This is a genomic window from Phormidium tenue FACHB-1050 (assembly GCF_014696925.1).
In the GTDB taxonomy this organism is placed as follows: Bacteria; Cyanobacteriota; Cyanobacteriia; order Pseudanabaenales; family Pseudanabaenaceae; genus Pseudanabaena.
Genome location: NZ_JACJQY010000031.1, coordinates 26,204 through 47,577 on the forward strand (window position 1 = coordinate 26,204; position 21,374 = coordinate 47,577).

Here is a 21,374-nt window from a genome sequence, read left to right on the forward strand (position 1 = left end):
TTGCTATAGCTGCCGTTGATTGTGTTAGTTAGGACAAAAGCAAAACCCAAGAAGAGAATGGCGGCGCGAAGCGCCGCCATTCTCTTCTTGGGTTTTATGTCCTTATACACTTGGCGACAGCTATATATGGAAATCCTATATTTGTGAGATTAAATGGTGTAAGAGAGTGCGCCCTGAAGGGACGCACTCTCTTACACCATTTTAGGATTGCTATAGCTTGTTTAATGTTAGAGATCACTGTTCATTAATGATCTAGATCGGTGATTGTTGTAATTGCAATCGTGATTTTGAGTGTTGGAGATCGTTAATTTTGTATTGTTTGCATCACCAACGGATTTAGCGATCGCCACGATAATAATGATGTCCAGAATTGAGATGCGAACTCAGGGGGGCTTTTATGACACCTATACAAATAACCAGAACCCAAGAATTACTGAGCGATCGTCAGTTCCAGCTTTTCTTTCAACTTAGTAAAATTCGTGGATGGATGGGAGAACTCTATTTGGAATTAGTGTTATCCGATGAAGAGGTGGAATATATCTATCGCTCAGAAACCGATATCTGCAATTACCAAGATGATCAAAAAGAGCTGAAATCCCCCTATCTAATGCGCTGAAATTATCCATCAAACGAGCTAAAGGAGATTTGTGAAAAGGCTAATATAGCAATGTAAGTTTTGCTTAGGACATAAAACCCAAAAGATGAGTAGCGGCGCTTCGCGCCGCCACTCATCTTCTAGCTATATCTTGCATTGCTGCTATAACACTTTCACTTTCACACAAGAGTCCATACATTTTTATGAATTAAAAACCAAGCCCAATAAGGGTTGTAAAAACACAAAATGGCTAAGCCATTTTGTGTTTTGCCATAGGTTACGGTAATTTGAGGGGAATATACATGATATATTTAGGTAAAAGCATTAAATTTTCTTAAATCAAGGATCTGCTTGCATGACACTCCTCTCTCTTTTTCCTCAATGTCAAGACTTACAAGCACAGGTTGAAGCGATCTTACAACTTTTACAACAGGAGCCGAATTTGCGATCGCAGCAGGATGGCAGTATTGTTCAGGCTTCACTGAGAAAAGCGATCGCCCCAACCTTTGAGATTGTATTTGCGGGGGCTTTTAGCGCGGGTAAATCAATGTTGATTAATGCACTGTTAGAGAGGGAATTACTCTACAGTGCTGAAGGACATGCTACGGGGACGGAATGCAAAATTGCCTTTGCCAAAACTGGGGAAGAACGGGTTGTATTAACTTTCTTGAGTGAAGTGGAAGTCCGAGAACAGGTACAAGCACTGTCTCAGCTAATTGGACAGGTTGCACCGATGAATATTAATCAACCTGAAGCCCTCAAACAGTTGCAAACTTTAGCTCTCACTGTGATCGAAAAAGAAGGCGGTAAGAGCAAATCTAAACGTGCCAAGGATGCTGATGCCTTGAATCTATTGCTTGAAGGATTTACAAATAATCGCGATCGCATTAGTTCGACGGCAAATGCGACCTACTCAATGGAACAGTTTGGTTTTGACAATCTCAAAAAAGCTGCTGACTATGCAAGGCGTGGAGCTAATAGCGCTGTTCTTAAACGTGTGGAATATTATTGCAATCATCCCCTATTACAAGATGGCAATGTGATCATCGACACCCCTGGGATCGATGCACCTATCAAGAAAGATGCAGCTTTAACTTTTGAGAAGATTGAGCATCCCGATACTTCGGCAGTAGTCTTTGTTCTCAAGACCGCAGCTACTGGGGAAATGACTTCCGAAGAAACAGAACTCAGTGAAAAAATGCAGGGTAATGCAGGAATACGCGATCGCGTTTTCTATGTATTCAATCGCATTGATGAGACTTGGACGAACGATCAATTGCGAGATCGCCTCAATCACACAATTTCGAGCCAATTTCGCAATAGTTCAAAAATCTATAAAACTAGTGGATTGCTGGGTTTCTATGGCAGTCAACTCAAAAACACAAGTATTAGCGATCGCTTTGGCTTGGACTCAGTATTTGCCGAAAGCGTTAAGTCAGTAGGCGGCGAAGAAGGCACACCACAATTTGTCAATGAATTTAACAGCTATTGTTTAGTTTCTGGCAAACTGGACATTACTAAGTTTCCTATTCCCTATAGTGTTTTGGAAACCAATGTTAAGAATGAGAAGTATGTACGCTTGCTCAGCCATTCAGGAATAGGACTCATCAACCAACTGATTAAGGATAGCGGCATTGAGGAGTTTCGCACCGCGATTACCCGCTATCTGACCACTGAGAAGCGCCCCTTGCTATTTGCTGATCTTGCTGATGATTTACAACCCATTTGTATTGCCCTGCGTCAGTCCTATCTCGAAGCATGGCTAAAGCTGGAAAGTCAACCTCGCGATATTGAAGCGATCAAGTCCCAAGAATTGCAGAAACTCAGTCAAGACTTGAAACAAATTGGCGATCGCCTACGTGAGCATATTGCTCAAGAAGTAAATGTTTCAGTTGCTAGCGATCGCAATGAACTTTTAGAGGCAGATTATCTGAAGCTAAAAACTAAGATGGTCAGGCGTTTGGATGAACTGATTGTCAGTTTCTCGGTTGCTATGGTGCATCAACGCGCCCAAGCTAGCCATCGTCGTAATTCCGTAGTTCCTGTGATGGGGATTTTGACTGAGGGCTTCTATTTCTTGGCAAATGAGCTAGAGGATGTGTTGGTGGAATGCTCTAGAGAACTCATTGCTAATTTCTTCCAAAACATGATTGAACAGATTAAAAAAGCTGACTATTATCGCGAACTCTATCGCTTGCTCGGCAATGATGGCGAGACAGAGAGTTATCTCCAAAGTGTGATGGTCAAAGCATCTGAGGCTTTAGTCAATGAAGCTAAAACTGAATGCGATCGCTATGTGCGTGAACGTCCAACTTTCTATGCAGATGGGACTGTAGGCTTTTGGCAATTGCAACAAACCTTACAGCAAGCCTGTCGCGGTTATGACTATCAGAGTATGATCGAGTCTGAACCCGCTATCCGTCAACTGCTCAAGCTCGATTTTGAGTACAAAGTCAAAGACACGGTAATTCGCACTTTCCGTCAGACAATTAATCAAACTCTAAATACTCATTTACTCGGTGGTGCAGACAAACAAGCAGATAAAATTTTGCAGCAATACGATCGCGCCCGTGAGTATCTCGCTCAAACTCTTGAGAAAGAAGCTCAATCCAAGGTTGATAATAATCGTCGCTTGCAAAGCGAGGTAAAACAAAATATTGATGTGTATAATGCTGCTGTTTCAAACATTAATCAATGTTTAGAAGCAATGCAATTGACCCGTAAGAAGTTGCCAATAATCAGTGAGTCTGACCTACTGATTCCAACAGCGATCGCTGAGACAATTGAGGCAGATTCTTCTATCGTTGACGAAGTGGAAGATACAGAAGAAGAATAAACGAGTATCTAAAATAGCTTCCACTCTAAAGCCCGATCTAAATCCCGATTCTCTGTTGAGGTCGGGATTTTTATTGACATACGGCTAAACGCCGTATAGTATGAGGCTATTAAAAAATAAATATTTTCATTAAGTCAAGATAAATCAATATGACTAATGTAACTCAACCCAAAACGATTGCGAGACTTGAAGCTCGTATCAGTCCAGAAACTAAATCTTTACTACAAAAAGCTGCCGATTTAGAAGGACGAACTCTAACAGATTTTGTTATTGCAAGTGTTCAGGCAGAAGCCTACCGAGTAATTGAGAAACATCAAAAGCTAAAACTCAATCTTGAGGATAGTCAAGCTTTCGTTGATGCTTTGCTTAATCCACCACCACCTAATGAGGCTCTTAAAAAAGCAGCTTTAAAGCATAAACAATTAATTTCAAGTTAATGATTATTAAAGTTGAATCATTTGATAGTCGTAAGCATTGCCGTGCAGACTTTTGTTGTGGACAAGAAAACCTAGATAATTACATTTATAAGCAAGCATCTCAGGATATTAAGCGAAAAGTATCAACTGTATTTGTGTTAATTGATGCTGCTGATCCTAAATTAAATATTTTGGGTTATTACACACTTTCTTCTTATACTATTGAGATTGAATATCTAGATCAATCTTTTGCTAAGAACTTGCCAAGATATCCACAATTGCCAGCGACTTTGTTAGGTCGTCTTGCTATCGATAATCAACAAAAGGGTAAAGGATTTGGGGAACTTATGTTACTTGATGCTCTAAAAAAAACACTCTCTGCTTCTAAACAAATTGCCTCCTTAGCTATTATTGCTGAAGCTTTAGATGATAGTGCGGTAAGTTTTTATCTAAAGTATGGGTTTCAAAAATTCATCCAAAACCCCATGAAACTATATCTTCCAATCAAATCTATTGAAGATATTTTAAAGTAAGTTAGACTTAAGATTTTAGCCAAGATTTTGAGTTCTTGTCTAAAGTCTCAAGTTCACTGTGAAATACAGAATATTTCTAAGTAACCCGTTTCATCGGGTTGGAGATTTGAGTATTATAGCTGTCGCCAAGTGTATGAGGACATAAAACCCAAGAAGAGAATGGCGACGCTTCGCGCCGCCATTCTCTTCTTGGGTTTTGCTTTTTTCCTAACACAATCGACGGCAGCTATATAATCAAGCACAGGACTACTGCTTATTACTGATTCAGGCTGTTTTGAATCGCGATCGCTTGTTTGCGATCGCTTACTCCCAACTTGTGTAAAATTGCATGAATATGTACCCGTACTGTCCCTGATGAAATATAGAGAATCTCAGCGATTTCTTGATTGGTCTTGTGGTCAGACATTAAAACGAGAATTTCTTTTTCCCTTCGCGTCAAAGTATCAATTTTTGATCCCGATGAATTATCTAAAGTAAGTTCAGAAGATTGATTTTGAAAAGTATTGTGGATTTCAGCAGTAGCCGTAGCATCCCACCAAGACGCTCCAGCAATCACCGATCGCATCGCCAGAATTAAAGTCTCGGCAGCAACTCCCTTAAGACAGTATCCCTGTGCGCCTGCGGTGACTAAACGAGAAATCAGCGATCGCTCATTACGTGAAGTAAGTACCAAAATCGGTAAGTTTGGATGATTGATCTTGATTTGACGACAGGTTTCCAATCCACCAAGCCCTGGTAAACCAATATCAAGCAGGACAAGATCAAAGGGCTGCTGTTTAGCAAGATCGATCGCCGTTTCTCCATCATTAGCTTCTGCTAAAACCGCAATTTTAGTTTCCTGTTGCAAACGCACCTGCAAACCGAGGCGAAAGAGTTCGTCGTCTTCAACTAACAGGATTTTGAGGTGATCTAAGGTCATTTTTTTGAGAATAAACTTCAGTGCAAAGCACCAAAGTTCAGGTGATATTGTCAAGATAGCAGGATAGGCGGCGCACCGCACCGCCCATCCTGCTGTTTAGGTAATGTCATGGGATGAATAGGGCAAAGCTGGCAGACGGAATCCAAAAATTGCACCTTGGGGATGATGATTTTCTGCCCAAATTGTACCGCCATGGGCTTCAATAATCTGGCGAGTTAGGTACAAACCTAAACCAGAACCAGTAGCTAAGCGATCGCTTTGTCCTTGATAAAACCGCTCAAACAAATAAGGCTGCTCATCAGATTTAAGCCCTGCACCAACATCAATTACTTGAACAATCTGATGCGAAGATTGGGTTTCTAGCACCAATTCTACTTTTGCACCTCGCGGAGAATGGTTAATTGCATTAGTCAGTAAATTTGTAAAAACTCGACGCAATTGGAAGGCATCACCATGCACCCATAGGAATTTACGAAAGTCCGATTCTCCATAATTTAGGTTCAAATAAACGCGACGACTGGTAGATAGACTCAGTAATGAGGTTGCCACATCTTCCGCGAGAATTGCCAGATTAATTGGTTCTAATTGTAATTGTAATCCTTCCGTTTCATTGCGATAGACATCAAGGAGAGTTTCCACTAGCCGCAAACTATTCTGATGACTACGGATCATCGTTGCGACTACAGTTTTTTGTTTGGCATGAATAGTGCCAAATTGTTCACGGTCAAAGGCTTGGAGAGTCTCGATCGCACCAAGTAACGGTGTGCGTAAATCATGGGCTAAGGTGGAAGCAAAGTCTTCACGCACATTCATGATTTTCTCTTGTGCTTGAAGTTTTGCCTGTTGCTGCACCAAAACTTGCTGTGTTTGCCGATAGCGATCGCACAAAATTGCTGTCACGACTAAAGCTAATATAGTTACCAAACGATTGACAACCATAGAAACTTGAATTGTTTCATGATTAGGAATCCAGATATTGATGAGCGTCAACACCACCGATACAAGTGTGAACAGAAAGGTACTAGTACGGCTCAATTGAGAATTAGCGATCAGAATCGGACTGATGTAGAGATAACCCATCACATATTCGGGCGGTGTAGAGAATTCTAAAACAATCACCAACCCCATCAATCCTATAATCATCCAAAATGTAGGCGATCGCCAAGGTGATGCTTGTTTAGCCATGCGTATCGAATTTCTCACTACCATTCGCTTTTCTCAAAAATTAATTAAATAGCGATCGCCTATTCATTCCCACAACCAGCGATCGCTATAATCCCAACATCTATTTTTGAGGTTCTGCTTCTAGCCAACCTTTGACAGTTTCTAGTGGAATACTGACAAAGGGATTATTTGTGAGAACTTTCACTGTCTCAATACCACCAGATTTGATTGCACTTAGCAAACGATCTTTAAGGGTTGGATCTTCTTTAACTTTGCGTCTAAGTTCCATCTTAGCAACTGTTTGTTTCTCTTCTGGTGAGCCTTCAGGGTAATCTTGAGCGAGTTGTGTCAAAAGTGCTTGGATTTCCATTGCGGCGCTTGTAAGGCTTTGTTGCTGGGCGTTAATGACTTGGTTGCCTGCAACATGACCAGCGACACCATAGACATTGCCGTGAAAGTTTTGGCTAACCATATTTGTGGATTCTTGCTGTTTGCGTTGCTTGTTTTGTTCAATGAAAGTAGCAAATTTTTGGGGATCGGCGATTACTTCATCATTGATTGGGGTTTTGACGGCTTCTTGCTGAACTTTGTCCATGTAGGTGTGAAAAGCTTGCTCATCATCACGGTGAGCTAACATATATTCCCGTAGTTCGGTACGAGTCATTAGTTTGTAATCAGGCTGGATCATCTCTATATCTCCACTATTTCGCCATTACTACCAATCAATACTTCTGTTTCTTCGCCTGCGAGAATGTAAATAGCATTATATCGTGAATCAAATCTGACGAGATAAATGGGTAAATACATACTTGATAGGCTTTGACAAACTAAAAAGCATTTTTTTAACTGCGCTTCTGAAAGCACGTTATGTCACTCCTTCTTATTATATCCATCCTCAATAATATCAGTCTGTGGTGGATAGATGTTTTGATCTCCTTCTACGATTGCGGCAATTCCGTTAGCATCTCCGAAAAAAATCTGTTGAATAATTTGTGGTTTACTTTCGATTATGCGTTGTAAAGTCAAGTTTTCCCTCCGAAACCCCTCGATTTCTGCATCTTTTACCTTGAGCAAAGTCTCTATCTCTTTCTTGTCGGCATCAGGTGGGACATTGACACGAACAACAAAATAACCATCCCACTTATCTTCTATCGAATAAATAGATAGTTCGTCACCAGTTTCAGATTTTAGTTTTAAAAAGGCTTGTAGAAATGCTTGCCAGTCAATGCCATTAGTAAAAATCAAATCAACTGTATTTTGAGCTTTTGTGATAAATTTTTCAAATTCTCCTTTTTTAAAATTCACTTTAGGATTATGTGGAATGCGCTCTTGCTCATTAGTTTGCAAATAGATAAAGTCACATTTTACTCTATCAAATTTAGTATCAGAATTTATTTTCCAGTCTTGAATACAAGCTCCTGTAAAATCAGCTTCGGTAAAGTCTGCTTCTAAGGCTTGGCACATTTGCAGATTAGCGCCCCTAAGATCTGCTCCAATAAATTTAGCTTTGTTGATTTTAGAACCATTGAAATTTGTACAAATCAGACTAGAAAAACTAAGATCGGCAAAATCGAGAGTTGTTCCTTCTAGATTGGCTCTAGTTAAATTTGTCAAGTAAAAATTGGCTCTATTACATTTAGTATCATTTAAGTAAGCACCACTGAGATTTGCAGAGGTAAAATTAGTCTTGAAAAGAATTGCTCCACTAAAAGTCGTATTATTACAATTAGCAAAACTAATATCTGCGTGACTACAATCAGAGTTAGATAAATTTACTTGTTTGAGGTTTACTTTTCTAAGATCCGCTTCAGTAAGGTCTGCTCCATAAAACCGTTCATTGCTTAGATCAATTTCAATATCTTGATTTTCTTCTCGCCACTTATCCCAGGTTTCACTAATTGTTTTAGATAGTATACGATCACTAAGTTTGAGAGGGTTTGGAATTTGTATGCTTTCTCGAAATTTTTCAAGATGTTCTGGATTTGACATGATGTAATTTAAAGACTTTTTAAACTATTAGTTTTACTATATCAATCCTTTCAAGCGATCGCCATATTCATAAACCTATCAACAATCAAGCGATTTTACTCGTGAAATGAAAAGGCGATCGCTAATTTAGACAGAGGGGCGTACAACCCGAATCAACTTTTTCTGCAACGATCCCTCTGCTATTACTGCTTCATTAACCCGTGCCGCAAACTGTTCCCAATTACGATTATTCGTACAAACCACAATCCCAAAATGCTCATCATTACGACGATGCAAACGAATAAAGTCAATTCTATTGATAGTCAAAATAGAGCGCTCTTGACCTACAGCAAACGCTAACACTTGCTCGTCAGGTATTCGTTGATTAGCCTTTCCCGCTTCTTGCACTGTCAAAACATCATGACCAAAATTTCGCAGCAATTCCACAACCTGAAAGGGAAACTGCTCATCCGCGTAAAAACGTGCCATCTTCTAAGCAGCCTCATTCTGCTCGATCAGCAAATCCATCTCATCCGTATGTGCCGCCGCATATACCCAAGCGTTTGCTAAATCTGTAGCAGTAATCGTTGGATAGCTTGTTAACAAATCAACATCGCTATATCCAAGACGGCGAGCCTCTACCAGTACCCAAACAGGAATTCTTGCATTCGCAATGCAAGCCTGACCACCACAAACTCTAGGCGTTTTCTCAATTCCCTGCCAATTGCTACCAAGACTTTGAGCAAGTAACTGGATTACCTGCACTTTGTCACTAGGTCTGAGTGCAAGAAGTTGCTGTTCTAACTCTTTGACGATCACAGATGTAAATCCTCATAACGCTTTAGCAAACTATATTTACCATTTTATATCCTATCTAGCAGCCAATGAGTAGTAACTCTCTAATTAAAGATAAATAGGCTAGAAGAGATCACGATCGCCATAACCTATCAACAATCAAGCGATCGCTAACTAAACACCATCTAAACGCTATCTAAACAGCACAATCTTGAATGTGTTTAAAACCTATGCTTAAGTAAGCACAAGGATTCTAAACAAAAAGATATACCTTGTCAGAGTAGAGAAATAGGTTGATGATTTGACTGTCACAGCAATTGCTTGATACTTCATCGACTCAAAAGGAAGAAGAAATCTCCATGCTACAAGGATGGATTCAGATAGGAATTACGCTGGTGCTGATTGTGGCGATCGCGCCGATTTTCGGTCGTTACATCTCAAGGGTGTTCTTAGGACAAAAGACTTTACTAGATAGAGCTTTAAACCCACTGGAGAATTTGATATTTACTCTCAGTGGCGTTAATCCTCAAACCCAAATGACAGGTTGGCAATATGCCCGTTCGATTTTGTATAGCAATTTAGTAATGGCAATCATGCTATTTCTGATGCTCATGTTTCAGGGATTGTTGCCACTTAACCCAACGGGGATGGGCGCTCCAAGCTGGGATATGGCTCTACATACGACGATTTCCTTTATTACCAATACCAATCAACAACATTATTCTGGAGAAACAGCCCTCAGCTACTTTACCCAGATGCTAGGTTTAGGATTTCTATTTTTTACCTCAGCCGCAACAGGTATCGCAGTGGCGATCGCCTTTATTCGAGGTTTAACAGGGCGATCGCTTGGTAATTTCTATAAAGATCTCACGCAGTCGATTACGAGAATCCTATTACCAATTAGCATTATTGGAGCAATAATTTTCATCGCAGCAGGTGTTCCCGAAACCCTATCTGCGCCTGTGATTGTCCCAACTTTAGAAGATGCAAATATCAGTCAGGCGATCGCGATCGGTCCTGTGGCGCATTTTGAGATCATTAAGCAGCTTGGCGAAAATGGCGGCGGTTTTTTTGGTTCTAATTCTGCCCATCCCTTTGAGAATCCCAATAGCTTCACGAATCTGATTCAGATTTTGACGATGATTTCCATTCCCACGGCTCTAATTTTTACCTATGGAGAAATTGCCAATAGCCGTAAGCAAGCATGGCTGATATTTGGGATGGTGTTCATTCTCTATGTTGCCTTTATTGTCGTGGTAGGCGTTGGAGAGTATCAGGGCAACCCTCTTGTAAATACATTGCTTGGCTCGTCAAATCCCAATCTAGAAGGGAAAGAAGTACGCTTTGGTTGGGCGCAATCGGCTCTATTTGCAGTGACGACGACAGGAACGATGACGGGAGCCGTCAACTCGATGCATGATTCTCTGATGCCCAGTGGTGGCTTTATTACGTTGTCTAATATGTTCCTGCAAATCATTTGGGGTGGACAGGGAACAGGCACTGCTTACCTATTCGCCTATTCAATTTTGGCAGTATTTGTCACTGGCTTAATGGTTGGTCGGACTCCTGAATTTCTGGGACGCAAGATCGAGAAGAATGAAGTGGTTTTGACGAGTTTTTTGATTTTGTTAATTCATCCGATTTTTATTCTCATTCCTAGTGCGATCGCCTTAGCATTTCCTGATCAGTTAGCAGGAATTAGCAACTCAGGATTTCATGGACTCTCGCAAGTAGTTTATGAGTATGCTTCGGCAGCAGCCAATAATGGTTCAGGATTTGAAGGATTAGCGGATAATACGCTCTGGTGGAATCTGAGTACTTCCGTTAGTTTGCTAGGTGGTCGTTATATTCCTTTAATTGCTCTGTTGCTCTTGGCTGATGGCATATCCCGTAAGCAGCCTGTGGCAATGACTACAGGAACATTGCGTACCGATACAGTTCTTTTTACTAGCGTTACGGCGGGCATGATTTTGATTATGGGTGCATTGACTTTCTTTCCTGTGTTGGCTCTAGGTTCTATTGCCGAAGCTTTTCTCATCGCTAGAGGTGGATAGCCCTCATCGCCTCCCAATCCATTCTCCCGTTCCTATCGAGTACACACAAGTTATCAGCTATATCCTAAGTTACCAAAGATCCCCCTCAATCCCCCTTATAAAGGGGGAAGCAGAAGAATCCCTCCTTTACAAGAGTGTAGGGGAGACCTATATTCTCAAACTTAAAATAGATGGATTTGTGTATACAAGGCAGATTACAAAAAGGGAGAAGAAAAGTAAGAGATCTTTTTCTAAACATTTTCTTTCCTAAACCCTATGAATAATTCTTCAACCAAACCCATGCCTAGCGGCACTCGCGACTCGCGCAAACACACACCCAAAGCATCAATGGGAGGACTTTATCAACGAGCTGTGCGTGATGCTTTTCGGAAACTGAATCCTAAAATCGCGGTACGAAATCCCGTCATGTTTATGGTTTGGGTCGGTACGATTGTGACTTTGCTAGTTACGATCGATCCCAATCTCTTTGGGACAGTTAAAGGCGATCCCAATCAGGAGCGGATTCTCAATGGGTTAATTACAATAATTTTATTTTTTACAGTAGTATTTGCTAACTTTGCTGAGGCGATCGCCGAGGGACGCGGTAAAGCTCAAGCCGACTCATTACGCACCACGCGATCGGATACGATCGCCCGTAAGGTGCTTCCAGATGGCACGATTCAGCCAACTAGCTCCACAGAGTTACGGCGTGGTGATTTAGTAAAAGTGGCGATCGGGGAAATGATTCCTGCGGATGGCGAAGTGATTGCTGGTTTAGCCTCAGTCGATGAGTCAGCGATCACAGGTGAATCGGCTCCCGTTCTCAAGCAAGCTGGTACAGATATTTCCAGTTCGGTCACAGGCGGTACGCGCGTAGTTTCCGATGAATTAACCATCAAGATTTCGGCTGATCCCGGGCAAGGATTTATCGATCGCATGATTGCCCTTGTGGAAGGAGCCGAACGCACCAAAACACCAAATGAAATTGCTTTGACAGTGCTGTTGACGGTGCTAACACAGGTATTTCTGATCGTTGTCGCCACGATTACGCCGATCGCCAACTATGTGAATACCCCCACGACGATCGCAATTCTAATTTCGCTCTTAGTTGCCCTGATTCCCACTACGATTGGTGGCTTGCTGAGTGCGATCGGCATTGCAGGTATGGATCGCGTCGCCCAGTTTAATGTAATCGCCACATCAGGACGCGCCGTCGAAGCTTGCGGCGATATCAATACTTTAGTACTGGATAAAACAGGCACGATTACGCTGGGCAACCGATTAGCCGATGAGTTTATCCCTGTCAATGGACATTCCCTCTCAGAAGTTGCCACTGTTGCGCTCGCAGCCAGTATCTTTGATGAAACTCCAGAAGGGCGATCAATTGTCCAACTAGCCGAACAGTTAGGAGCGATCGCTAATTTTGATCGAGATCAGGCTAAAGGTATAGATTTTTCGGCACGTACTCGCATGAGCGGCACTGATTTACCTAATCAGATCGAAGTTCGCAAGGGAGCCGTGGATGCAATTCGTGGATTTGTGCGATCGCGATCGGGTGAAGTACCTGAAGAATTTGAAGCTGCCTATGAGAAAGTCTCAAAACTCGGTGGTACTCCTTTGGGAATCTGTCAGGGCGGCGATCTCTATGGAGTAATTTATCTCAAAGATATCGTCAAATCAGGACTGCGAGAAAGATTCGATCAATTGCGGCGGATGGGTGTACGCACCATCATGCTCACAGGTGATAACCAGATTACAGCCTCCGTAATTGCGGAAGAAGCAGGAGTCGATGACTTCATTGCCGAAGCTACGCCCGAAGATAAAATCGAAGTTATTCGTCGAGAACAGTCTCAGGGTAAATTAGTCGCCATGACTGGCGATGGAACCAATGACGCACCAGCCTTAGCCCAAGCTAACGTTGGCGTTGCGATGAATTCAGGCACACAGGCCGCCAAGGAAGCCGCAAATATGGTGGATTTGGATAGTGACCCGACTAAGTTGATTGATCTTGTAGCAATCGGCAAGCAATTGTTGATCACTCGCGGCGCATTGACCACCTTCTCGATCGCCAACGATATTGCCAAATACTTCGCGATCATCCCCACCATCTTTGCCTCCGCAGGAATTGGCACTTTGAACGTAATGGGGCTAAAAAGTCCCCAATCTGCAATTCTCTCAGCTTTAATTTACAATGCCTTAATTATTCCTGCTTTGATTCCCCTTGCGCTCAAAGGTGTAAAATTTCGCCCTCTTACTGCCGATCAGCTACTACAGCGTAATATTCTGCTGTATGGGCTAGGTGGTGTAGTCGCTCCATTTATTGCGATCAAATTCATTGATATTCTCCTGCCAATTGCCTAATTCCCTAATCTAGCATCACAGATTTTGCTGAATGATGGGATTTAATACCAAATCACTTAGATAGGGCGACAGATGGGATTTTCACACTCTAAATATTGGTTTGGGTTTACGAGCATTTTTTAATAACCATCTGTCGTCTTTACTTTGTGTTTTGGTATAACGGATTGTTATCTATATTCCACTACCAAAAATGTCTTCACAACTATGAAAAAAACTATTTCTCACTTTTCTCCAAGCTTCCCTATAGACAACCTTACCGATTTCTGGCAACACTCTCTTAAACAGAAATATCCTATCTATCTGTTTCTAGCAATCTGCTTTAATCTCATCATTGCTCCTGCGGTCTATGCCGCCAATGCTGAAAGCTTCACTAAATTCCAAGCCTATGCTCTAGGACTTTTAGGAATTGTCACCTTTGCCTTCTCAATTTATCTATTTGTCGTCATGTTTCAGCCTGAGAAGTTTTAGTTTTGGGCTGTTAGCGATTAGCTGTTAGCTAACAAACTTTAAAAAGCCAAAAGCTAAAAGCCAAAAGCTAAAAGCCAAAAGCCAATTACCAATCCCCAATTACCAATCCCCAAATTATGAACGAAATCATCAAAGCCATTCGCGCCACTCTAGTTCTCTGGATACTTGTTGCCGTGATCTATCCCTTAGGAATGTTGGCGATCGCACAATTACCATTTCTCTCCTATCAAGCCAATGGTAGTCTCATCCGTAATGCCCAAGGTCAAGTTATCGGCTCTGCACTAATTGGGCAACCATTTACTAGCGATCGCTATTTCAATAGCCGTCCTAGCACTACTAACTACAGCAGTGCAGATCCAAAAGCGGATACAGCGAATATTCTCAAAACGGGGGTTTCAGGTGCAAGTAACCTCGCACCAAGCAATCCTGATTTGCTGAAGAGAATTAATCCAGCGATATCCAAACTCCAACAATCAGGAATTTCTGCAACTGCTGATTTGGTTTATACATCTGGCTCTAGCCTTGACCCACATATCAGCCCTGAATCTGCGAAGGCACAAATTACGAGAATTGCTCAAGCTCGCAAAGTTGAACCCAGCCAACTCGAAAAGCTGATTGAGCAAAATAGCGATCGCCGTTTTCTGGGCATCTTTGGCGAGGATGGCGTAAATGTCTTGAAATTAAATTTAGCTTTAGATAGTTTATGATTAAATCTCATCGGCGCGGTAAGCATAAAATATTTATTGGCATGAGTCCGGGGGTTGGGAAAACCTATCGGATGCTGGAGGAAGGGCATCGCCTGCGCTCCGAAGGAATTGATGTGATCATTGGTTTACTAGAAACCCATAATCGCGCTGAAACTGCGGCAAAAGCCCAAGGTTTAGAACTAATTCCACGCCAACAGATTAGCTGTGAATCCGTAACACTTACCGAAATGGATACGGATGCAATCCTCAAGCGACAACCCCAATTAGCGCTAGTAGATGAATTGGCACATACTAATGTCCCCAATGCCGAACGTGAAAAGCGTTATCAGGATGTAGAAGTTCTACTCGAAGCAGGAATTGATGTCTATTCCACTGTAAATATTCAACATATCGAGAGCTTAAATGATACGGTAGCCAAAATTACTGGCGTGATCGTGCGGGAGCGGATACCCGATCGCGTGCTCGAAAATGCCGATGAAGTGGTAGTAGTTGACGTTACGCCTGAAACCCTACAAGAACGTCTACGGGATGGCAAAATCTATGCTCCTGAAAAAATTGATCAATCATTAAACAATTTCTTTCAGCGTCGCCATTTGATTGCTTTGCGAGAACTTGCCCTGCGAGAAATAGCAGATAACATCGAAGATGATCTAGAATCCCATGATCAGTCAGGTTCTAGCACAAATCTTATTTGTAATATTCACGAACGGGTTCTAGTTTGTGTGTCTACCTATCCCAATTCCCTTCAGTTACTACGCCGAGGTGCAAGGATTGCAGGATATATGCACGCCCAGCTTTACGTTTTGTTTGTTGATGATCCCGATCGTTTTTTAACCAAAGCTGAAAGCTTACATATCGAGACTTGTGAACGTTTATGTAAAGAGTTTAGCGGTACTTTTATTCGCGTGCGCGATAACAATGCTTTAAAAGCGATCGTGGAAACTGCTCAAAACTATCGAGTCACCCAAATTGTAATGGGTGAAAGCCAGAAGTCACGCTGGCAGATCCTGTTTAAAGGATCTCTAACACAAAGGATTTTACGATTACTCAAAAATGTGGATATTCATATTATCTCTACTAGCAAGGTAGATGATAGCGATCGCGATTAATCATGTGCATAGTCATGGGATGTGGCACTCCGTGCCACATCCCATGACTACATTGGTTCTAGTCGGATGAGTTGCCCCGCTTGTTCGTCAGTAAGAATATAAATAAATCCATCTTTGCCCTGTCGCACATCACGCACCCTTTGACCGATGGGAATCTTTTCTTGAACCACTGTTTGATTACCATCTATTTGAATGCGAATAACTTCTCTAGATACCAAACCTCCCGCAAATAGATTACCCTGCCAGTTAGGAAAGCGATCGCCACGATATAACAGCAACCCAGATGGTGCGATCGCAGGAGTCCACACTAATTTGGGATCGACCATATTAGGGCGAGATGTTTCGTCAGAAATCTTGCCACCAATATATTCTTGGCTAAAGCTCACCACTGGCCAGCCATAGTTTTTACCTGCCTCGATGAGGTTTAATTCATCACCACCCCTTGCACCATGCTCCGTTGACCATATTTGCTTGGATAGAGGATCAGCAAATAAGCCTTGAATATTGCGATGTCCATAGCTCCAAATTGCAGGATTAGAATTAGCTGTTTTCACAAAGGGATTGTCTAAAGGAATGGAGCCATCATCCTTGAGTCGCAGGACTTTGCCAAGCTGACTATCTAACTTTTGGGCTTGATTACGAATCAATTCACCATTTAGTTGTAAAGGTGGATTACCACCATCACCGATCGCAACCAACATAGTTTCATCGGGTAGCCAAACGATGCGCGAACCAAAATGCTGATTCCCTGATTTTGACGGTTTTACCTCAAAAATTAATTGTGGTTCAACCAGCGCTTTACCATCAAATTTTGCTCTCAAAATGCTGGTGTGATTAGATTGGAAGTCTCCAGAGGAATAGGTAAGGTAAACCAATTTATTTTCGGCAAAGCGTGGATGTAGTGAGATATCCATCAAGCCTGCTTGTCCAGACACAAATAGATTGGGGATTTCGGCGATCGCAACTTGCTGTAGTGATCCATTTCGCAGGATTTGGACGCGACCAACTCGCTCGGTAATCAGTATTGCGCCATCGGGTAACCAAGCCATCCCCCAAGGTCTTTCTAAATTTTGGGCTACCGTAACTTTTTTGAAACCCGTGGGAGTAGGCTTGTTACTCGTCGCGGTATTTGTGGCGATCGCGGATGTTGTCGGTTGAGCAACTGTTAATGGTGATGGTGATGGTGATGGATTGAGGTTGAGTTCTGGAATAGCACAACCTCCAATGGTTAGGGCGATCGCACTGATTACAAGGTTCAATGGATAGCGTAAAGTCTTCATCATTTTTGGTTGGTAATTCATAGACCTTCTACATCAGGAGCAGCAGCAATTTTATAAACTAGGTTAACTTTGGATTGAGAATAGGGTGAAAGATGCAAATCCCAAGTACAAAAGCCATTGGCATCAGGTTGAAGGCGATCGCTCGTTTCATCCTGAACTACCTCAATTTTAACTTTTTCCAATTCTGAAATAGGAATCCGTTCAGTCATCGTGATTTTTCTAACTTCATCACCAATATTCGAGAGAAAGATGCTGACGGTATTAGTAATCGTATTCCATTGGGTGAGATGATTTTTCTCACGTTTTTGTGATTGAATGCGCTGGACACGCATATTTGCATCAGTTCCCCAACCAAGGGCAAATTTTTCTTGAGGTGCAATGAAGGATATGGTTGTCCTGCCTACATATTCTGTAGATCGCACTAGATCAACGGGACCAGCTAAAATCGGCAAAGTCGCATTATTCGTTTGTTCACTTTTGAGAACGACTTGCAAAGCTATTTCTGGCATCAGAACATGCTCAATTTTGGCTGAGGATTGAAACTGAAATAATGGCACACGATAGGGATTGCCATTGGAGGGAATATTTGCTTTTTGAGGAGCGCGAATTGTTCGCACTTCACCACCATCATCCACCGATGGTAAATCGATCGCCTCTGGTCTTGTTGCTACACCTAATCCCGTGGTTTTCACCGTTTGATCGCGCATTTCTACGGCTATCTTTTTCGCTTTCTCGCGAATATTCAGCCAATCATCGGTAAGTAAAGGTGGCTCAGTACCAAGGGATGCGCGGGCAGTGGAGAAAACTAAATCGACATTTAGCCAGTCTTCGCCTGTGTTTTGCCAAACGCAACCATCGGTACGGAAGGTTAATTGGGAATTTTCTCCCATTTGCAATTGGGCTTGATGATAGGGTCGCCACAAGGCATTGGGAACCACATAATCAAAGGCTAGTTCGTACTCGCCCGTTTCCACGATCGCCAAATCAGCCTCGATGTGAGCTATAAAAATCTGATCTGGTCTAGTTTCAGCTTGGATACGGCTTACGAGTCGCTCGATCGCCGATTTTAACTGCGCCTGTGCATGGTAAGTGTGGAGAATTTCGCTACGGGATTCCCGCATTTTTTGAAATAGTGGCTGTAATTGCGATCGCCATGCCATCGGATCAACCTGTCCCCAAGCTGCATCAATAGGCAGTTCTTGCAAAGCCTTACCCAAAATCAGACCAATTTGTTGGAACTGTTCTTCGAGTTGTTGGCGATCTTCAATGAGGACGTTGTATTGATCAAATTGCGATCGCCATTCGGTCTTTAACTCTTCGATTAAACCTGAGCGATCGGATTCCTTAATTAACATGCGTCGGCGTACACGTACATCGTTAACTTTCGCACCAGATTGGCGATCGCTAAATTCCGCCCGCAGTGACTTATCAGAGAGAATCGGAGCCACCCGATCAATATGTACTCGCCATAGTCCTGCGGCTAGATTTACCTTGGCTATCCGTTGGACTTGAGCGCGATCTTCAAGCAGTGTCACGGTAGTCACAGGAGCATTTAGATCTAGGGTCTGAATTTCAGTTGATATCATGGGCTATTCCTCTCTCCGATTGCCGTTAACTAGCTCATTGTCCACAAAGGTTTTGATCGTATAGTCGGCGGTTAATTCCGTTTCTCCACCTGCGGGAACGTTGACATGCCAACGATAGCCGCCTTTGATAATGGCATTACGTTCCTGCTGTTCATACTTTTCCCATGCTGGCGAAACCTGTGTAACGGTCACATCGACTTTTACATCCGCTTGGGGGACAGGGACACGTTCGCGTACTGCGATACGGGCATCTCGTCCTAGTCGATTGGCGATCGCAATATGAATACTGTGACGCAGTTCATTAAAGGCAACCAGACTCATACCCGATCGCACTTCTTTAAAGGAGGTATTTCGCGCCACTTTAATCGATTGCTCTACGCCTAAACCTAGTTCCATTTGTCCCTTCGGTGGCACGGTATTAATGCGCGTTGAGAGGATATATTCTCCATCCACATAGACATCGGTAGAGCCTGATAATAATGGCGATCGCAGTGGGTTGCGAAGTTGCGCGATCCGAAAAACATTGGTGTCTTCACGGGGGACTACAACATAACGCATATCAATTTCGGCATTCTCTTCGAGCAGAGCCACGGAATGAAACTGCCCATCTGACGGAATATCAATGCGCCCAGATCCAAGATAGGCAAAGTCAAAAGCACCTGCCATCTCACGCACATTCGTTCCACCCGCAGGTAACGGAATGTTAGAACAAGCAGCAAGAAGTAATGCTTTTCGCAAAACCATCGTCAGATCAAAGTTAATCTTCATCTGCGATCGCTTCAGGGATTCCAAATAGAGGGTCTGCACATTAGGTAAACTGAGTTTGCCACGCTGTGAGGTATTACTAGGATCAGCCAATCGCATCAGTCCATAGTTCGTAATCTCTTGGACAGGATCAAAGGTAGCTTCTTGCATTACTGCCGATACTGTTGGTCGCTCAAGAGACATAGATCTTTTGGGAGGAGCCATAGCCTTCCGCATAACTTGCGCTTCCATTCTTTCGGGAGCAGCAGAGGGCATACTTCTACTCATATTAGGTTGCAACATGGATCTAAGTTCATCCACTTCGGCATCAACTTCTGATGATATAGCCCCAAAATATTGGTTCTGTTCGTCAAATGAGATGGCTTCACTTGCTAATTCAACCGAGTTGACTCCACGACCCAGTAGATTTTGACTAAGATCTGCAACAGAATCTATTTTTAAATTTTCAAGCTTCTGGTTCAGAATCGATTGGGTTACTGATGATAATGTTTCTAGTACTGGAATTTGAAAATTTTGCGAAACTGACGTAGTACTAATGGCGCTATAGGCAAGCTGTCTCTGAAGATCATAATCTTCAAACAGAACCTCTGCTCCTTTGGGTGGGTTTCGCCAAGCCTTTTTGGACACGAATGCTTGCGATCGCCCTAACCGTAGAGAAGGCAACTCAGGCAATTCACACCAACCCATCGGCGTAGCCGTCGAAAGCTCGATCTGTACACCCGACCAATCCTCACCAGTACGCTGGCAAATCAATGCTCTCAAGGCGATCGCTGCGGTATTATTTGCACTATTGAGCCGACAAACATAGGTCGGTGTCCATTTTGCCCCCTGTACAAAATATTCCACAATCAGTTGCAGATTATCAGGTGGTAAAGATGCTGCTTGGCGATCGCGAATTTGCAACCGCGCCACGATTGTTTTACGCAATTCGTTTTCTTTGGCAACATTGGCATTAGAGGCAAGGTTTTGTTGCTGCTGAAGATCGGCTAGATGTTCTCTGGCTTTTCGCAGTTGACTCTCAAGTTCACGCTTTTCTTTAATGCGTAACTGTTTCTGCTCATCTTTGAAATTGGCTAAGGCGATTCTTGCGCCCGTTGGTGAGGTTGGGGGTGCTTTGCCTTGTTCACCAATCGGGCGATCGGGGACATGTAAAGCATTCAAAGCCGACATTTCTAGGGCTATTACATTCGCCAAATCATTAAGGCGATCGACCTCAGCTTTTGCCGACTGAATAGATGCTTCTAAATCTGATATGGGAACTTCCACAGGTGGTGGGACATGTAATCCAACCCGCACATCTGTAACCATGATGTTGCTGTCCGTCTCTGTGCCGTTGTCTACCCTTACCCTGACACTTCCATCATCTAGAGCCAGTGGTAGTCCAACGATTTCCACTTCAATATTTTCATCGTTTTCATTTTGCCATGCGATCGCTGATAGACTTGCTAACCGCTTCACGGTGGAGCCTTCAGCATAGACTTTAACTTTATCGATTTTGGAGGCAAGCTGAGCGATCGACATAAATTTATGCGTTATCCAAATCTTGTCTTGATTTTATTAAGTTTATTATATACTCCTGAAAATTATAGTTAACTTTGGCTTGCTACCGTTGTTAGAGAAATAAGTAGATGAGCATAATTAATTACAAACCCAAACCCGTAAAGTTGCGTCCCGCAGGGGCGCAACTTTACGGGTTTGGGTAATTTATTCTGCACAGGTACTTAGGCAACAGTCAAGCATCTCTCTAACGGATTTGCTATAGCTATAGCCACCTATATCAGGACAAATCAAAACCCCAATAGTGTGAGGCGGCGCTTCGCGCCGCCTCACACTATTGGG

Annotated in this window: 19 protein-coding genes; 9 read left to right on the forward strand and 10 right to left on the reverse strand. The window is 42.7% G+C overall.

Annotated features, from left to right (window positions below):
* The first annotated feature begins 397 nt into the window (after nucleotides 1-397).
* The 4 genes from H6G05_RS17105 to H6G05_RS17120 all read left to right on the forward strand — a co-directional run bounded on the left by H6G05_RS17105 (nucleotide 398) and on the right by H6G05_RS17120 (nucleotide 4,380).
* Nucleotides 398-616 carry a hypothetical protein gene (locus H6G05_RS17105; protein ID WP_190579665.1) on the forward strand — a complete coding sequence of 73 codons (219 nt, stop codon included), beginning with the start codon at nucleotides 398-400 and terminating at the stop codon, nucleotides 614-616.
* Nucleotides 617-950: 334 nt separating this feature from the next.
* The gene (locus tag H6G05_RS17110; protein ID WP_190579667.1) at nucleotides 951-3,431 is read left to right on the forward strand and encodes a dynamin family protein; all 2,481 of its coding nucleotides are present in this window, start codon (nucleotides 951-953) and stop codon (nucleotides 3,429-3,431) included.
* A gap of 149 nt (nucleotides 3,432-3,580) precedes the next feature.
* Complete coding sequence (locus H6G05_RS17115; RefSeq protein WP_190579669.1) at nucleotides 3,581-3,868, forward strand: type II toxin-antitoxin system TacA family antitoxin; 288 nt, start codon at nucleotides 3,581-3,583, stop codon at nucleotides 3,866-3,868.
* Nucleotides 3,868-4,380, forward strand: coding sequence for a GNAT family N-acetyltransferase (locus H6G05_RS17120; protein WP_190579671.1), 513 nt, complete (start codon nucleotides 3,868-3,870; stop codon nucleotides 4,378-4,380). Before H6G05_RS17115 ends, H6G05_RS17120 begins: the two co-directional genes overlap by 1 nt.
* 256 nt (nucleotides 4,381-4,636) lie before the next feature.
* On the opposite strand, the gene H6G05_RS17125 is transcribed toward H6G05_RS17120, so the two are convergent.
* The 7 genes from H6G05_RS17125 to H6G05_RS25875 all read right to left on the reverse strand — a co-directional run bounded on the left by H6G05_RS17125 (nucleotide 4,637) and on the right by H6G05_RS25875 (nucleotide 9,250).
* A complete protein-coding gene (locus H6G05_RS17125) occupies nucleotides 4,637-5,299 on the reverse strand; it encodes a response regulator transcription factor (RefSeq protein WP_190579673.1) in 663 nt (220 codons plus the stop codon).
* 96 nt (nucleotides 5,300-5,395) lie between these two features.
* Nucleotides 5,396-6,484, reverse strand: coding sequence for a sensor histidine kinase (locus H6G05_RS17130; RefSeq protein ID WP_190579675.1), 1,089 nt, complete (start codon nucleotides 6,482-6,484; stop codon nucleotides 5,396-5,398).
* A 100-nt stretch (nucleotides 6,485-6,584) separates the two neighbouring features.
* On the reverse strand, nucleotides 6,585-7,151 hold the full coding sequence (locus tag H6G05_RS17135) for a DUF6887 family protein (protein WP_190579677.1): 567 nt from the start codon (nucleotides 7,149-7,151) through the stop codon (nucleotides 6,585-6,587).
* Nucleotides 7,152-7,153: 2 nt separating this feature from the next.
* Nucleotides 7,154-7,327: a DUF6888 family protein gene (locus H6G05_RS26035; protein WP_286392746.1), complete on the reverse strand. Its 174-nt coding sequence runs from the start codon at nucleotides 7,325-7,327 to the stop codon at nucleotides 7,154-7,156.
* Between the two features lie 6 nt (nucleotides 7,328-7,333).
* Nucleotides 7,334-8,452, reverse strand: coding sequence for a pentapeptide repeat-containing protein (locus tag H6G05_RS17145; protein WP_190579679.1), 1,119 nt, complete (start codon nucleotides 8,450-8,452; stop codon nucleotides 7,334-7,336).
* A 126-nt stretch (nucleotides 8,453-8,578) separates the two neighbouring features.
* Nucleotides 8,579-8,920, reverse strand: a complete 342-nt coding sequence (locus H6G05_RS17150; RefSeq protein ID WP_190579681.1) for a DUF5615 family PIN-like protein — start codon at nucleotides 8,918-8,920, stop codon at nucleotides 8,579-8,581.
* 3 nt (nucleotides 8,921-8,923) lie between these two features.
* Nucleotides 8,924-9,250 carry a DUF433 domain-containing protein gene (locus H6G05_RS25875; RefSeq protein ID WP_190579683.1) on the reverse strand — a complete coding sequence of 109 codons (327 nt, stop codon included), beginning with the start codon at nucleotides 9,248-9,250 and terminating at the stop codon, nucleotides 8,924-8,926.
* Nucleotides 9,251-9,585: 335 nt separating this feature from the next.
* On the opposite strand from H6G05_RS25875, the gene kdpA reads away from it, so the two are divergent.
* The 5 genes from kdpA to H6G05_RS17180 all read left to right on the forward strand — a co-directional run bounded on the left by kdpA (nucleotide 9,586) and on the right by H6G05_RS17180 (nucleotide 15,904).
* Nucleotides 9,586-11,280: a potassium-transporting ATPase subunit KdpA gene (gene kdpA, locus H6G05_RS17160; RefSeq protein ID WP_190579685.1), complete on the forward strand. Its 1,695-nt coding sequence runs from the start codon at nucleotides 9,586-9,588 to the stop codon at nucleotides 11,278-11,280.
* 255 nt (nucleotides 11,281-11,535) lie between these two features.
* Entirely contained in the window at nucleotides 11,536-13,620 is a 2,085-nt protein-coding gene (gene kdpB / locus H6G05_RS17165) for a potassium-transporting ATPase subunit KdpB (protein ID WP_190579688.1), read from the forward strand.
* 204 nt (nucleotides 13,621-13,824) lie between these two features.
* Nucleotides 13,825-14,088, forward strand: coding sequence for a potassium-transporting ATPase subunit F (locus tag H6G05_RS17170; RefSeq protein WP_190579689.1), 264 nt, complete (start codon nucleotides 13,825-13,827; stop codon nucleotides 14,086-14,088).
* Between the two features lie 116 nt (nucleotides 14,089-14,204).
* Entirely contained in the window at nucleotides 14,205-14,795 is a 591-nt protein-coding gene (gene kdpC, locus H6G05_RS17175; RefSeq protein ID WP_190579691.1) for a K(+)-transporting ATPase subunit C, read from the forward strand.
* A complete protein-coding gene (locus tag H6G05_RS17180; protein ID WP_190579693.1) occupies nucleotides 14,792-15,904 on the forward strand; it encodes a universal stress protein in 1,113 nt (370 codons plus the stop codon). Before kdpC ends, H6G05_RS17180 begins: the two co-directional genes overlap by 4 nt.
* Before the next feature lie 47 nt (nucleotides 15,905-15,951).
* On the opposite strand, the gene H6G05_RS17185 is transcribed toward H6G05_RS17180, so the two are convergent.
* Genes H6G05_RS17185 through H6G05_RS17195 form a run of 3 tightly spaced genes read right to left on the reverse strand, consistent with a single transcriptional unit; the run spans nucleotide 15,952 to nucleotide 21,056 of the window.
* Complete coding sequence (locus H6G05_RS17185) at nucleotides 15,952-17,205, reverse strand: PQQ-dependent sugar dehydrogenase (RefSeq protein WP_242025597.1); 1,254 nt, start codon at nucleotides 17,203-17,205, stop codon at nucleotides 15,952-15,954.
* Nucleotides 17,202-18,770, reverse strand: coding sequence for a mucoidy inhibitor MuiA family protein (locus H6G05_RS17190; RefSeq protein WP_190579695.1), 1,569 nt, complete (start codon nucleotides 18,768-18,770; stop codon nucleotides 17,202-17,204). The genes H6G05_RS17185 and H6G05_RS17190 overlap by 4 nt, the downstream gene beginning before the upstream one ends.
* Before the next feature lie 3 nt (nucleotides 18,771-18,773).
* Nucleotides 18,774-21,056: a DUF4139 domain-containing protein gene (locus H6G05_RS17195; protein WP_190579697.1), complete on the reverse strand. Its 2,283-nt coding sequence runs from the start codon at nucleotides 21,054-21,056 to the stop codon at nucleotides 18,774-18,776.
* Between the last annotated feature and the right edge of the window lie 318 nt (nucleotides 21,057-21,374).